At 66.2% G+C, this 15,276-nt stretch carries 7 protein-coding genes; 2 read left to right on the top strand and 5 right to left on the bottom strand.

Annotated elements, in window-relative coordinates; genetic code table 11:
- Positions 1-529 precede the first annotated feature (529 nt).
- Both G3446_RS13105 and G3446_RS13100 read right to left on the bottom strand, forming a co-directional pair.
- On the bottom strand, positions 530-1,483 hold the full coding sequence (locus tag G3446_RS13105; RefSeq protein WP_164453283.1) for a GNAT family N-acetyltransferase: 954 nt from the start codon (positions 1,481-1,483) through the stop codon (positions 530-532).
- Between the two features lie 72 nt (positions 1,484-1,555).
- Positions 1,556-4,036: an O-linked N-acetylglucosamine transferase family protein gene (locus tag G3446_RS13100; RefSeq protein WP_164453282.1), complete on the bottom strand. Its 2,481-nt coding sequence runs from the start codon at positions 4,034-4,036 to the stop codon at positions 1,556-1,558.
- A gap of 88 nt (positions 4,037-4,124) precedes the next feature.
- On the opposite strand from G3446_RS13100, the gene G3446_RS13095 reads away from it, so the two are divergent.
- Complete coding sequence (locus G3446_RS13095) at positions 4,125-5,873, top strand: PIG-L family deacetylase (protein ID WP_164453281.1); 1,749 nt, start codon at positions 4,125-4,127, stop codon at positions 5,871-5,873.
- A 49-nt stretch (positions 5,874-5,922) separates the two neighbouring features.
- On the opposite strand, the gene G3446_RS13090 is transcribed toward G3446_RS13095, so the two are convergent.
- Entirely contained in the window at positions 5,923-7,203 is a 1,281-nt protein-coding gene (locus tag G3446_RS13090; protein WP_164453280.1) for a BPSS1780 family membrane protein, read from the bottom strand.
- Between the two features lie 27 nt (positions 7,204-7,230).
- Positions 7,231-9,186 carry a tetratricopeptide repeat protein gene (locus tag G3446_RS13085; RefSeq protein WP_164453279.1) on the bottom strand — a complete coding sequence of 652 codons (1,956 nt, stop codon included), beginning with the start codon at positions 9,184-9,186 and terminating at the stop codon, positions 7,231-7,233.
- A 498-nt stretch (positions 9,187-9,684) separates the two neighbouring features.
- Between G3446_RS13085 and G3446_RS13080 the strand changes: the two genes are divergently transcribed.
- Positions 9,685-14,517, top strand: coding sequence for an nSTAND1 domain-containing NTPase (locus tag G3446_RS13080; RefSeq protein ID WP_164453278.1), 4,833 nt, complete (start codon positions 9,685-9,687; stop codon positions 14,515-14,517).
- 10 nt (positions 14,518-14,527) lie between these two features.
- Here the strand turns inward: G3446_RS13080 and G3446_RS13075 are convergent, their stop codons facing one another.
- On the bottom strand, positions 14,528-15,145 hold the full coding sequence (locus tag G3446_RS13075; protein WP_245232481.1) for an ABC-type transport auxiliary lipoprotein family protein: 618 nt from the start codon (positions 15,143-15,145) through the stop codon (positions 14,528-14,530).
- Positions 15,146-15,276 lie beyond the last annotated feature (131 nt).

Below are 15,276 nucleotides of genomic sequence, written 5' to 3'. Positions count from 1 at the left end.
TCCTGTGATTCACACGTTACAAACTAGTCAAATTTATGAGTATTCCGGATCTCGTGGACTACCCGTGATGGAGGTTGCAGTTAGGTCTGCTCATCCGAAACGCATGCCACGCTGGCTCGCGGCTCGATCAGGAGTCTACACCACAAATTGTTGTTGTCAACCCACATCGATCGATTTAGAGACGCTTCGCAGCAAGCCCTCAGACTGCACTGGAACCGCTGGAATCGCCCAAGTCACTGCATTCGAGCGCGTTTTCGGGTAATCGAAGCCGCATGTTGCGCGCACGCTACAGTTGGCGCAAAAGCCGCGCTCTAGGGCGCAAGATATTGACCGAGGCATCTTTTGCTTGACGGAGCCAGCTCGAGATGCTCGCAGAACGCAGCCAAGCGCCCTCTCCTGCCAAGCGCACCCGCACTGGAAGCGAGCGGGATTCCCACCATCATGCCACCAGCATGGCTTCTATAGAGAACGCCCGCCCCTCATAACACGGCACTTACCACACAGTGGCCGAGCTTACTAGAAGGCGACCCTAAAAAATGTCGACATCCCCCATCGTATAGTACAGGTGCTCGCGCGCCACCTCGGCTGGGATAGGGCCACGCCAGCACATGGCTGTCGCCATCACCGGGGTCTCGACCCCGGTCAGATGAAGGCGCTCACGCCATGCGCCCGGAAGCCAGCCCCATAGCTCCGACGCCCCCGAGCGCCGCTCGAGGTAGGCGGCCACGGCCCGCATACTGTTCCACAACTGGGATGGCAGCGCCAAGATATCGACGACGCGCCATTCGCCTCCGGCGGAGCACACGACAGCCCAGCCGTTGAGTCGACCAAAGCGGACCAGCCCAACAAGCCGATAGCGCGAAGTCGGGCTGCTCGCATAGCGCCAGCGCAAGTAGGCGCCGTTCCGAACGAGGCCGAGGCCGATCGCCTCCTTCAATCGATCCCAGACCGCATCCAGTCGCCGATCGTCCCAGCTCAAATCCACGACCCGCCAAGAAGCGGCCCAGCTCCGCTTGGCGGGAATCTCGATCTTGGCGGCCACCTCGATCAGCTCGTAGACCCGAGCCCGCTCGCCGACGAGGTAGGGACCGCGACCGGGAAAGCCATAGGCGAAAGCCGTTGGGAGTCGCTCCGCGACCCGCGAAAGAAGTGTCCGCAGCAAAGCGGTAAAGAGATTCCCCTTGCCGATCCCGCCCCGATGCTTGGGGTGGACCATGACATCGCAGACCTGCACGAAGGGTATGGACGCCCCCTTGAAGTAGCCAGGCAAGGTGACGACACCCGCATGAGCAACAATTGCCCCATCGGTAGTCACAGCGACCATCGAGTCCGCTGGCTCGTAGCCATCCGCGAGATCGCGACTGGCGACGAACTTCCAGCGCCACTCCTCGGACGACCGACCCTCTCCGAACACGAGACCGAACAGCTCGATTAGGGCAGGCTCGTCAGCGGTCGTCGCAACGCGCAGCTCATATTCCCTCATCCCTGAATTATCTTTGGTGTCGGACGCATCTCGCAACCGTTTTTGGTGAGCCCGGGCTTAGGCAGTGACCGATCAGGAGCCGGATTGGCGTGGCTCGAGCTGACCTGGCTCGGCCCCGGAGGCATATCGCTCCCAGGCACGCTCATAGAGTCCCTCGAGATTGCGCGTGAAGCGCGCCACGTCGAAGAAAGGCGCTTGCCGGCGGGCCTCGGCCAATCGCCGGCGAAGCTGGACGGCCAAGTCCGGCGAGGTCGCAATCTCCAGGGCGCGGGCCTGGTAAGCCTCAAGCGTCGAGGTCACCAGCTCCGGCAGGCCGGTCGCCGTCAAGAGGCTCGCAGCCACCCGCGAGGCGAATGTCTCTCCGGCTCGCGTCAAGACAGGGACGCCCATCCAGAGGGCATCCGATGCAGTCGTGTGCGCATTGACCGGCCAGGTGTCCAAGAAGAGGTCCGCGAGTGCGAGTCGCGCAAGATGCTCGGCTTGAGGCAGCTTCGACGCAAACACAAGCCGCTCCGCGGCGACCCCGCGCGCCTCGGCCTCGCGCACTAGATTGCCACGGATCGCTGGCGTGCGCGCATAGAGCCAAAGCACGGACCCCGGCACCTCCTTCAGCAGCCCGCACCAGCAGCCGAATACCTCGGGCGTGATCTTGTAGGGGTCATTGAAGCAGCAGAAGACGAATCCCTTCGTTGGCAGACCGGCTTGAGCGCGCGCTGGCGTCGGGGCGACCCTGCGCTGCGGGTCGACCGGGGCATAGGCGTCCGGCAGATAGGCCATCGCCTCGTCGTAGTGCGCGGCCTGCTCGGCGGGAACGACCTCCGAATCAGCAATCAGGTAGTCGATGAAGGACGTCCCAAGGCCGCCCGGAAAACCGAGCCAGGTCATCTGGATCGGGCTCGGGCGCATTGCCAGGATCTCGAGACGGGCATTCTTGGTGTAGCCCTTGAGATCGACCAGAATATCGATGCCGTCATCGCAAATCCGGTCGGCCGCCTCCGGGTGTCCAAGCGAGCGGATATCCACGAAATGCTCGAATGCGCTCGCCAAGCGACGACGCATGACGCCACCATCATCGAGACCCGTCGAGTAGGCAAAGACCTCGAAGCGCTGGCGATCGTGATGCTCGAACACCGAGGCCGTCAGGTAGGCTGTCGCATGGTCTTGGAAATCATCGGACAAGTAGCCGATCCGGATACGCCGGTCGAGGCTTGCCTGGTGACGACTCGGGCGAGGAAGGGCGCGCTCGAGCCAGGGCCGGTAGGCCTGGGCACGCTGGCGAGCAATCCGCAGCAAATCCGCGGGGCCCAAGGCAGCGACCGTCATGGCGACGAACGGCTCCACGACTGAAGCCTCCGAATCACGGGCCAAACCGCTCAGCCAAGCCTCTCTCTCGGCAAGCCCCTCCCAGTCACAGGCATGGCGCTGGTTCCTGACGAGGTTGGCGAGCAAGGTCGGAGGCTGGTTGCCGGAGCGCTCCAAGCTGAGCTTCAGCATCTCCGCGGCATGCTCGAATTGACCGAGATCGGACAGAAACGAGGAGACCGTCAGGACGTGCTCGGGATCGACCGCGCTGGCCTTGACGGCTTTCACGGCGACACTCAGCCAATCCGAGGGCGCGCCACGCAGCTCCTCCGAGTCGGCGGCAGCCTCGTCCAGCTTATAAGCCGCCTGCAGCAGACAATAGCTCGCGGAGGTCAGCGCCGGATTCAGCCGCAGGGCCTGAAAGGCCGACTGATAGGCGGCCGGCAAGTCGTTTCGCCGCAGTGCCGCGTCCGCCGCATTATTCCAGGTCTCCGCCCGCAGCGGGCTCAGGACGAGCGACTGCTCGAAGGCGCGCATCACACCATCGGTGCGACCGAGCCGCGCATAGACGACTCCCAGATGATCCCAGAGCTCGCCGCGCCCCGGAATCAGCTCGGCGGCACGCTCGAGCGAGGACGCCGCCAGATCGAAACGTTTCAGGGCCATCAAGGCCAAGCCAGAGAGGTGGTGTCCTTCACCCCACGACGGCAGCTCCCCGAGCAATGGCCGCAGGCGATCTAGCAGCGCCTCGAACCGCCCGGCCTGATAATCACGCAGGGCTTGATCGAAGGGCTCTCGAAGTCGCCCCTGAGCCTGAGAAGCGCTCGGCAGCATCAGTGGCGCGTCGGGAAGCTCGGGCATCGCTTGCGCGGGGCTCGGCCTCGGCAAGGCATCGCCATCCGCGTCCCCAGATCCGGGCGCTTGGGCCTTCAGCCATTCCGTCCATCGCGCCAGGGTCTCAGCCGCGAGCCCGGATCGCTCGCCGTCATCGATGACCACCTGGGCCTCGGCGAAGCGCCCGGAGCGCGTCAAGGCGTAGAGCACCGCGCCCCGAAACACCTGAGAATCGGGCTTCTGCAGCAGGGCGCGCTTGAGAAAGGGCAGGGAGCTCAGCCCCATGCCGGCATCGATCAGCGCGACGCCGAGGTTGTAGCATGCAACGACCCGATGCGGTCGAGCCCTAAGCGCCTGCAGATAGGCCGCGATGGCCTCCTCCAATGCGCCCTGCTGATGATGTGTAAGCCCCTTCACGAGTGGATCGCTGGGACTCACGGCGGGGCTTTTGGGCTGAGATGTCCAAGAGACCGAATAGCTGACCAAAACAACCACCTAGAAACTGATGAAAATCCGCGAGCACGACTTCATTCCCTACGACGCCGACACAGCCATGCCCGGCGCAAGCGCACTGGTCTTGGCGCCCCACCCGGACGACGAGGTGCTCGGCTGCGGCGGCGCGATCATGCGGCACGTCGCGGCGGGCGAGCCGGTTCAAGCCGTCATCGTCACGGACGGCGCCTTCGGCAGCGGGCAGGATCGACACGCCCAAGCGCAGGCTCGGCAGCAGGAAAGCCGCCAGGCTGCTGCCGTGCTCGGTTACGGGGTCCCGGATTTCTGGGGACTCCCCGATCGTGGCCTCACCTATGGCGAGCCACTGATCGAGCGCATCCTCGCCGCCATCGAGACGCAACGAGCAGAGCTTGTGTACGCGCCATCCTGGTGGGAGATGCACCCCGATCACTTCGTCTTGGCACTGGCAACGGCGGAAGCCGCGCGACGCTGCTCGCGTCCCCTGCGATTGGCGATGTACGAGGTCGGCGTGCCCCTACATCCAAACCACCTGCTCGACATCACCGACTTGGTCGAGCGCAAACGGGCCGCCATCGGCTGCTTCGCGAGTCAGCTGGCGCAGCAACGCTACGACGCGCACATCCTGGCCCTCAACACCTATCGCACCTACACCCTAGCACCTAGGGTGCGAGCCGCGGAAGCCTATCGGATCCTCGATCGGCGCGAGCTCGCGCGCGATCCGCTGCGCATGATCCGCCCCGGCGTCTATTACACGCAGAACGGCTCGGCCGAAACGACACCCCTTCCGCTGGTAAGCGCCATCATCGGCTGGGACCAAACCCATCATGCTCAAATCGCCCATGCTAAGGACACGCTGGACTCCATTGCAATCCAAACCTACCCGAACATCGAGATCTTGATGCCGCAATGCGAAGACTCGCCAACCTGGGCCGAGCGGTTTCCCGTTCGCCAGCTGGACGCCGAGAGCCCTCGATCTCAGGCACACTTCCTCAACCTGGCCTTAGAGGCGGCCAAGGGCGACTTTGTGGCCATCTTGACGGATGGCAGCATGCTTCACCCCGACCACATCAGCGTCATGGTCGGCGCACTCACAGCCACCGAAGATGCCCGCTGCGCCTATTCCATGGTCCATGTAGCCGAGGAAACGGCCAAGAGCACCCCTGCGCAAGCAAGCCCTGCTCAACACCTCGATCGACTCGAGCTTTGGAGCGGCGCCCAGTTCTCGCTCGCGCGCTTCCTGATCGCACGCGAGCTTGTCGAGGACAGATGCCGATTCGACGAGTCGCTTGCAGAGGGATATGCGTGGGATTTTCTGGTCCAGCTCTCGCGAAAGACCAACTTCCTGCCCGTCGAGCATTCCAGCGTTCGCATCCCAAGCAAGCCGGCTCAGCCGCCGGAGACGAAGGTAGCGGACACAGCGCTCGAAGATCCTTCGCTCGACGCCGCATTCGCCAAGTGGCAAGCGACCTGGAGTCCGTCCGAGCTGCGCACCGTCATCGCTCGGCAAGCCCGGCGGCGAATGGCGGCGGAGCGGTCGGCCCATGATCGCGCACTGGAGCTAGAGGGGCTGGTCGACGTGGCTAGGCGCACCCAAAACGATGCGGAGACGCTTCGCCGGCAGCTCGCCGAGGCAACTGCCCAGCTCCAGGAGCACGGGATGGCGCTGGACTCAGCGCGCCAGGAGATCACAGCCCTACGCCGATCGACCTCCTGGCGTCTCACCGCGCCATTGCGTCGCTTGATGACGGGCCTAAAGGGCGCGCGCACGAAGGCCCAATGACCTCGTGCACAGTTCACAGGTAAGAACGCCCGGATGGGGCACCCGCCGACTATCGATAGAAGATGTCGCGATACGCCGTATAGAGGGCGATCGTCAGCACCGGCATGACCACGAGCAGACCGAGCATCAGGGGCAGCGCCCCCAGGATGACCAGCACCATGGCGATCAGGCCATAGACCAGGAAGGGCAAGATGTTCTTCAGGCAGCCCATGAAGCTTAGCTGGAACGCCTTGAAAACGGGCACATCGTTCAGGGCCACGAGCGCTGGCGCGAAGAACATCGCCATGGCCAAGGGAATGCCCAAGAGCAAGGCGAAGAGAATGGGCAGCAAGAAGCTGGGCCCAGCCATCATGGCCTCCAGATCCGCCGGATCCATCGCAGCATCGGGCGTCATCATCCCCGATGTACCGATCATCACGGCGAAGAGCCCGCCGATGATGAGGCCGATCAGAAGCGCGAAAAGCAGGTAGACGACGCCGACCAAGGCGAGCGGGCCAGGCTTCTCCGAAACGCCTGCGAACAGACGGCTGACGCTGAAGCCCTCGCCCTGATGCTGGGCATGCGCCCCCATGATGAGCCCGGCCGTGAGCATCGGCCCCAAGATGGTCGTCGCCAAGCTCCCCAAGAACGGGATGAGGCTGAGCACGATCACAATCACGTAGAAGAGCAGCAGAGCACCAATCCACCCCCCTGGCGCATCCCTGAACAGCTCCCAGGCCTCGGCGATCCACCCCCAGCCACGCCCGGCCCCGACGCCTCGCGGAGGATAGAGCGTGTTTTCGCCACCATCCTCTAGGGGGGGCGGCGTCAGGTCCGCCACCGGCGGTGCATAGGGGTTCTGCGCCGCGCCAGCTGTGTCCTCAGACTGCCCGCGCGATGCCAGGTAACGCTCTACCACCACGCCGCAAGCCTGACAGACGCCGGTGAGATCGGACACTTCGGCAGCCCCGCACTTGGGACAGACGGACCAGCTCCCATCCGGCTTCGGGCGAGGCTTGTCCTTGCCCCCAGGGCGCTTCACGAGGCTCGGCGCCTGCGGCTTCTCCGCGGGGTCTGGGTAGGGCCGCAGAAGCGAGTCTTCCTGCGCTGGAGCCACCGTCTGCGGCTCGATGGTAATCACCAAGCCCACGGCCGTCATGGCCGCCCGATAACGCTCGGCATCCGCCGCGCTGAGATTCTGCTTCAGCACCCGCCCGCCACCTTTCAGAATGAGGTCGCGGGCGGTCTCTTCCTTCATCCGGAATTTCTTGGCGAGGCGCGGTACCACCTCGGAAAGCTCCTGCCCTGGCAGCAGATTGCCGGAGTAGAGGATTCGATACTGTGCTTCCACGTTAGGTCTCCTATAGTCGGTGGAGCATCATCTGACCGTGCAGCGCTTCAGCCACGCCAAAATGCCCGGTTCGGCGGCCCAAACGTCCAGCATCGCCTCCCGATAGAGCCAGGCCTGATCGTCCCCGCCCGGGGTGACGCCCAAGGGACTGAGGCGCGGCTGCTTGATGCGCTTGCGTGTCAAATACTGGGGAATTCGCGGCAGGCGCCGCACCGCCGTCTTCAGCGCGGAGCGGGCGCGGTCCTGACGGCCGAGGCGATAGAGCGCCAGCACTTCGCCATAGGCGAGGTCGGCGAGCAGATCGTCCGGGAAACGCTGCGCCAAGGCCACTGCGCGCTCGTCCTCGCCATCGCGCAGATAGTGATTCATCAGCTCGGCGCGCGCCCCATGATTGTCCTGCGGATTGAGACGCAGCAGGGTCTCGAGCGTCTCGATGGCGCCGGCGTGCCGGCCCTCCTGCGATTGGGAGAGATAGCGGCGGAACAACAGCCGCAACGCCGGCCGATTGACCTCGCACGACCATGGCAAAAAGCGCGGGTCCTCGGCCGGCAGCGCGGCTTGCACGATCGCCCAGGCGCGATCCAGCAAGGGACTGAGCAAGGCGTGCGAGATCCAAGGCAGGGCGCTTTCCGGATGCTCGTAGAGCGCCGTCGCCAAGTCGTCGAGCACGTCCAGGCTGTCCGAGAGCTCCGGGTGGGCGAGCAGGTAATCGATCCAGGCAGACTCCTCCCACACGTCGGCGCCGACTTGCAGTGTCAAATGCGTCGACGCCGGCTTGCCACCGGGATAGAGCGAGCGCCAGAAGGACTCCAACGGGCGCGTCTGAGCCGGCGCTCGCAGCGCGGCGGCAAGACCGCGCGGCAGCATCGAGCCGCCGCGGAGCCGCCCCGAGACGTCATCATCCCGATCGTCGAAGAGGTCTGGCTGCTCGACACGCGCCGTCAGCTTGGTGGCGGTCTTGATCGCGGCCACCCCATAGCTCGGCAGCGGCCTCGCCGCGATCACCGTCATCCAATCCGTGAGGTCGACGAGCGCCGGATCCAGGGCGTCCGCGTGACTGCTGACCATGGCATCCTGGGGGTCGAGGACCGCCCGCTCGAGGAAGTCCATGAAACCCTCGTCGCGATAGCCCAAGCGCCGCAGCTTGTGAAGCCAGAAGCGCGCGCGCTCCTGCGCATGCCAGTCCTTGTGCTGCGCCGCCAGCAAGGTGATCTCCAACAGCGCCGTGCTGGGATTGTCCGGGCTGCTGCGCAAGGCGGCGGTAAAGGCGTTCTCGGCCTCGGCGTAATCCCCTTCATCGATGTGGATAGTGCTGCGGCGCTGCCAGGCCGCCGCCTGCAGCTCGCGACTGCCCTCGGTGCAAACGCGATCTAGGAAGAGGCGCTTCTTGCGCCAATGGTCGAGTCGGTCATAGGCATCGCAAAGGATGTCGAGCGCCGGCTCGAAACGCGCGTCCAGCGCAACCAGCGGACCGGCGAAGAGCGGCTCCAGGAGGCTAACCACGCGCCCCGGGCGGTCCTCGTCAAGCCAACGGTCGGCGATCTTCGCCAATAGGGGACCAGGCACCGCGCCCAGGGCGAGCGCATCGCGCAGCACGCGCTCCGGCAGCTCGTCGAGGAGGATCTCCCAGATCAGCTCGCTGGAGAGCTCCGGCATGTCGTCGAAGTTGCCGCAGCAGCTCGCATAGCTCAGGCCCGAGCCGCAGAAGCAGGGCGCCTCTGGCGCCGGGGCGTCCATGGGAATCGGCTGGAAGGCATTGGTGGGCTGGGGCGTCGCGTTCCAGATCACGGTCGCCAGGAGGGTCGCCAAACGCTGCACCTCGAGCGGGTCGAGATGCGCATCCACCAGCCCGAGGATCTCGGGAATGCGAGCCCTGGCCCAGCGCAGGAATGCGCCTTGATCCGGTCGCGTCAGGATCTGCCTGACCGCCTGCACGATGACTTGCTCGAAATGCTCGGCATCGGCCGTCTCTTGGTGGAACATGTTAGGTTCCTCCATTGATAGGAAGCAGCCGAGAACGACGGCCGCCTCCGCTACTCAGGGTCGACATGCTTCCCTTGCCGCGCTGCCCCAAGGGATCGCCTGGGTCAGGATACGTCGGACACGCATGACACAGCCGCCACCCGACTGTCGACCGCGCGCTCAGTCCAAGCCACGAGCCGCCCATCATCACTCCCTGGAGCGTTTCGGAGCGAGAGGTCGCCAGCCCCAATCCGCCGATCGCTCGTCCGCCCCGCATCGCTCTGGAAGCACTCGAAGCCAGGCACTTACAGCCATTTATTCCGCCAAAATGCATTGTAACCTGCGATTCTGGCTTTGTGTCGGCAAGGGATGCGAACGCCTTCGCGAAACGCGCGGGCGCACGGCGATCGCTTCGCCAGCCCATGCTCAGCGGACCCTTGCTCAGCGGGCGCAATCCCGCAGACCTCGAGCACCGCTGCCAGAGCTCGAAACAACCACCATCGGCGGATACTCCAAGCCATGACAGAGCCCCAGGTCCGGATCTTCATCTCCTCGCCGTCGGATGTCGAGCACGAGCGCGCGCTCCTCCGGGACATCGTTCACTCCCTGGCCCAGGAGTACCTGCCCTACTTCAACGTCCAGGCCGTGCTTTGGGAAGAAGAAGCCTTGACCGCCGCCCGCAGCTTTCAGGCGGGCCTCTTACGCCCTTCGGAGTGCGAGATCGTCATCGTCATGCTGTGGACGCGACTCGGCACGCCGCTGGCGGACGACCCCTACGGCGGCATGACGGGGACGGAATGGGAGTTCGTCGATGCCATCGAGGCGTCGGCGCGCAACGCGGCCCCGGAGGTCTTGGTCTACAGGAAGACATCCCCTCGGCTCGTCGACATCAACAGCCCGGAGGCGATTCGCGACGCCGTTGCGGATCGCGAGCGGCTGGAAGGCTTCTTCCGGACCCACTTCTTCAACCCGGACGGCAGCTTTCGGCGCGCCTTTCGCCAGTTCGACAGCGACGCCACCTTTCGCGATCTCGTCGAGACACAGCTGCGCAAGCTGCTCAATCGCCGCATCAGCGCGGAGCGCCGTTTCGCGGCCGGCGCCGCCGACTGGCGCGGCAGTCCCTTCCGGCCCGGGCGAGCCTACGACATCGGCGACCAGCGCATCTTCACCGGCCGAGAGGTCGAGAGCCGCGACCTCATCGCCAAGCTCGACGCCATGAGTGGCGAGGGTCACGGCCTGCTTCTCGTCACCGGCCCCAGCGGAGCAGGCAAATCCTCCTTGGTGCGTGCCGGGCTGCTGCCCCAACTGCGGCGCCCCTTCCTCTTCTCCAGTGTCTCGAGCTGCCGCTGGTGTCTCGTCGAGCTCCAAGCGGCCAGCGACCCCATGCTCGCGCTGTCGCGTGCGCTGACCGAGAGCAAGGCCCTCGGCGGCGCCTTCGCCAAGCTGGGACTGCCCCCCGAGCCGCTCGCTCGCTTGCTTGCGACCGAGCCGCAGATCGGCGTGGCACAGGTCCGCGCCGCGCTCGACGTCGCCGAATCCGAGCGCAGAGCCGCCCTGTCCGACGGCGACGGCAGATCGCAGCTCGCGATCGTTCTGGACCCGATCGACCCCCTGCTCAGTGCCGAGCACCCGTCCGCCCCATCCCTGTCCCTGGCGCTGTCCGCGCTCGCCCGCCAAGACGGCATCTGGGTCATCGCCACCTTGCGCAGCGACCTGCTGCCAGGTCTGCCCGGGCTTCCGGGACTCGCGGACGCTCTGAGCGGCGACGGCCTCTATCGCCTGGACCCGCCCGCCCCCAGCCGGATTCGCCAGATCCTGGAGATTCCGGCTCGCATCGCCGGCATCGAGTACGAGGACAAGGGAAGCGCGAGCACGACCGGCTTGGCCGATTCCCTGGAATCGGATGCCGGTATCACACCTCACTGGCTCCCGCTCGTGCAGCACACCCTGAGCGACCTCTACGAGACCGCCCTGGAGCGCACCGAGGATGGAGCCCTGGCGCCAGTCCTCAACCTCAGGGACTACCGGGCCATCGGCGGACTCGCCGGAGCCGCTGCACGCCGCGCCGCTGAGGTCTGGCAGGGCTTGCCGGAGGATGCGCGCGCCGCGCTGCCCAGGCTATGCCGCGCCCTGATTGGCGTGGACGGTGCGGGCGGCCTCCGCCCATTGCCCCGCGAAGCCGATCTTCCAGCCCTGCTCAGCGATCCTGGCTGCGCCAAGCTGTTGGCGGCGCTGATCGACGCTCGACTCGCCGTCGTCGAGGCGCGGGAGGATGCAGCGATCTCCAGCACATGCCCGACGCCAGAGCTCGGCCTGCTCGGCTACTTTCGGGAGGCACTGATCCAGACCCGTGACGAATGGTGGGCACGCCTGCGGCTCAAGGACGATTCCGAGCGGCTCGACGCCATCTTGGAGACACCGGCGGCGGCTGGCCCGGACGGCGAGACGCGGCCCTACGACGCAGCCCGCTGGGGCCAGTACCAGTCCACCGCAGAGCTCGCCCACCCGGCATTGCTCTCGCAATGGCGCCCCATCCGAGACTGGCTCGCGGATGCGGAGAATCGACGCACCCTGGCGCTGCGCAGCCAGATCTCGCGCCAGGCTCGGCTTTGGAAGCGCACCGACTGCAATCGCGAGCACCTTCTCGGAGAGGTCGGTTTCGCGGCGGCCCAGGGCTTCGCCGAGCCCTTCGCCGATGAGCTCGAGCCGCTGGAGCGGGAATTTCTCGACCACTCCCGGGCATTCATCCACTTCGAGCGCCGCCGCAACCGCTTGACCATTGGCTCCACCCTGGGCCTACTGCTGCTCTTCGCCAGTGTTGCCACCTATGCTATCTGGGACGCACGCCATGAGGCCGCGCTCAATGCAGGGCGCAGCCAGCTCCACGAGGCGGATATCGCCATCGATCGCGGCAACACGCCCAAGGCCATGCGCCTCGCCTGGGAGGCCGGCCCCTATCTCCCCGCGGAGGCCGTCGACCGTATCGCACATGCCCTCGCCGGCAATCGGCTGCTCGCCATCGCCAAACCGCCTGGGGGGCGAGCGTCAAGGCCAGTCGCCCCCGCCTTCCTGGAGGACGGCGGGGCCGTGGTCACCTTCTCTCGCCAGCACGGCGCCGAGCGCTGGCAACTGACGGATGGACGATTCGAGCCAACCGAGCTTCTCGCCGGCCCCGAGCTGCCGATCCACGACCTGCGCGTCGCCGGCCGGGGCAGCGCGGCTCAGGTGCTCGGCCTGGGCGCATCGGGTATCTGGCAGCTGCCGGCCAGCGCCGAGCAGCCGCCCACCTGGCCCTGCGGCGGACCGGAAGGCCAGGATGTCGCCATCGATCCCAGCGGGCGCTTCCTCATCGTCGAATACGCGACGGACGAGAAAGAGACCGCGCTCTGTCGCGTTGATTTGAGCCAGCCAGGCGATGCCGCATGGCGGCAGGTCTTCCCCGAGGACGCCATCTGGGACCTTGCACTGAGCCCGGACGGCGCGCGCATCCTGGCCGCATCGAGGGCGGGCCGGGTGCTGGTTCTGGATGCCGCCGACGGCACCCAGCTGGGCACCCTGCCCAAGGAGGGCCGTTTCCGCCGACCCGCAAGAGAGGTGGTCTTCAGCCCGGACGGACGGCAGATCGCCGTGGCGACGCTCGACGAGCAGCTGTATGTCTTCGACCGACAAGGCACTCAGCTCAGGGTGCTGGGACAGATCGAGCGCGGCGGCCGCAGCGTCCGTATCCACGAATCCTCGGTTCGCGCCCTCGCGTTCAGCCCGGATGGCAGCGCGATCGTGGCTGGCGACGGCACCGGACAACTGGTGCGCTGGAACCTCGAGGAGGGGAGCGCCGAAATCCTCGGCGAGCACGATCTCGCGATCGATGACGTCAGCATCAGTCCAGCGCTGGATCCGCGTCTCGGCGAGCACCTGGTGCTCAGCCTCTCGCAAGACAAGACGGCGCGGCTCTGGCAGCTGGAGAGCGGCAAGCCGGTGGCCGTCTTCAGCCACGACGCCGCGATCGCCAAGGCGCGCTTCACCCAGGACGGTCAAAGCGTGATGACAGCCTCCGACCGCGACGGCTCAGCGCGACTCTGGTCCGTCACACCGGAGAATGGGCTCGCTTTTCGACTCCCCCAGAATGACCACGTCAGGGCCGTTGCCGTCGCCGACCTCGGCAGAGCGACCGATGGCGACACCGACCTCCTGGTCGCGACCGCATCCTACGACGGACGCATCGGTCTCTGGACCTATACGCCCGGATCCCAGGCACCCGTCAAGGAGCGCACGCTAGAGGGTCACCAAGACCGCATCCGCCACATCGCCTTCTCGCCTTCTCGCCGTTGGCTGGCAAGCGCCAGCTCGGACGGCACGGCGCGGCTCTGGGAGCTGGCAAGCGGAGAAGGCTGTCGGCTCGAGCTGTCCTCGACCCCGAACGACTGCGCGGACGGCGGATCCGCGGACTGTCCGGACGTCTATCAGGTCGCCTTCTCGCCGGACGAGCAGTGGCTCTTCACCGCCTCCAGCGACGCCGAGCAGCCGGTTCGCGTCTGGGATGCGGCGCACTGCTCGGCGGTCGCACGGCCGGAGGTCTTCGCCGATCTGCGTAGTGCGGCCCGAGCCCTTGCCGTCGCGCCAGCCGCCCGGAAAGGCATGCTGCTGGCGGTCGGCGACGCGGATGGTGGACTGCATCTCAGACGCCTCGACGACAGCGGGCGCTGGTCGCGCCTATGCAGCATCGAGGCACACCGCGCATCCATCTACGCCCTCAGCCTTTCTTCAGAGGGACGCTGGCTCGCCGCGGCGAGCCGTGACGGGCGCGCCTCATTGGTCGAGCTGCGAGAGGACGGATGCGGGACGCCGCGCTACCTCGATCCCGACGCGGGGCGGCTCTACGACGTGCAGCTCGCCCCCGACGGCAAGGCCCTGGTAACCGCCGCCTTCGAGGCCAAGGCCCACGTCTGGTCGGTCGAGGGCGAGCTGCTCGCCGAGCTCAGCGGGCATGAGAATCGCGTCACCTCCGCGAGCTTCAGCCCAGACGGGCAGTGGATCATGACCGCCTCGCGCGACGGCACGCTCGCCATCTGGAAGCGCCCCCAGCGCGCGCAGAAGCTGCCAATCACGCCCTACCTGGTGATGGATGCCGATCTCGGCGGTATCACGGGCGCAACCTTCGACGCCAGCGGCAAGACGGTCGTCGCCGGATACTGGAGCGACACGGCACTCGTCTGGCGGCTTTGGAATGACTCAGCAGGCACGGATGCCTCGCTCGTCGAGCACTGGGGCCGCGAGCGCAGTCGGCTCGCCTTGATCGAGGAAGCGGCCAGATACCGCGACCTCCTGCGCACCCACCCAAGCCGTGACAACTGACAAGCACAACTCAGGGTCTGGCGGTCGACTCCAGCTTGGTCCCCAGGGCGACCAGATCACGCGTGACCTCCAAGGCCAAGCGCCGCGCCAGACGGTTGAAGGCCTCCGCCATGGCGTCTGGGGTATCGGCGGAGACCGGCTCCTGGCCGCTGTATTGGCGCGTCCAAAGTGAGCGCCTATCATTGGTCCTGACCAACGACAGGTTGAGCTTCGCCAAGACCAGGGGCGGTCGCTCAGTCGGTCGATGCTCGAAGCGCTCGACCTCGCCACCCAACAGCAGATCCGGCTTGGCCCGGTCGGCCGGGATCACCACGTGCCGGAAGAGTCCGACATCGCGAATGGTCTCGACGAGGATGGCGGCCAAGGCCCGCGGCGCCGGCACCTCCCAGAGATAGGTTTCGTAACGCTCGACGACGAGCGGCTGCTCCTGGGTGCGGTAGAGGATCTGTCGCCCGCCCAAGAAGCCCCGCGCGGCCAGATCGTTGACCTGCAGGATGGCGGCAACGAGCTGGCCCGCCGTCGGTGCCGAGCCATCGGGCTCGAGGGCGTAATAGCGATCGCGCGGGAGCGGGGGTGCCGTGCCGCAGGCAGCGAGCAGCGCGACGAGCGCGATGAGGAGCAGAGCCAAGCGAAATCGCCGCGGCGCGGATCGCAGCGAGGGCTGACAGCTCCTGCCCGACTCCAAGGCGTCTGCGTTCATCCTGAAAAGAGCTGCCAGCTTCCAGCTACCAAAGGCCAGCTCTTTAGGATCAGTCACTT

The sequence above is a fragment of the Thiorhodococcus minor genome (assembly GCF_010820565.1).
In the GTDB taxonomy this organism is placed as follows: domain Bacteria; phylum Pseudomonadota; class Gammaproteobacteria; order Chromatiales; family Chromatiaceae; genus Thiorhodococcus; species Thiorhodococcus minor.
Note: the sequence above shows the minus strand (reverse complement) of the source record. Positions and strands in the feature narration are given on the sequence as shown.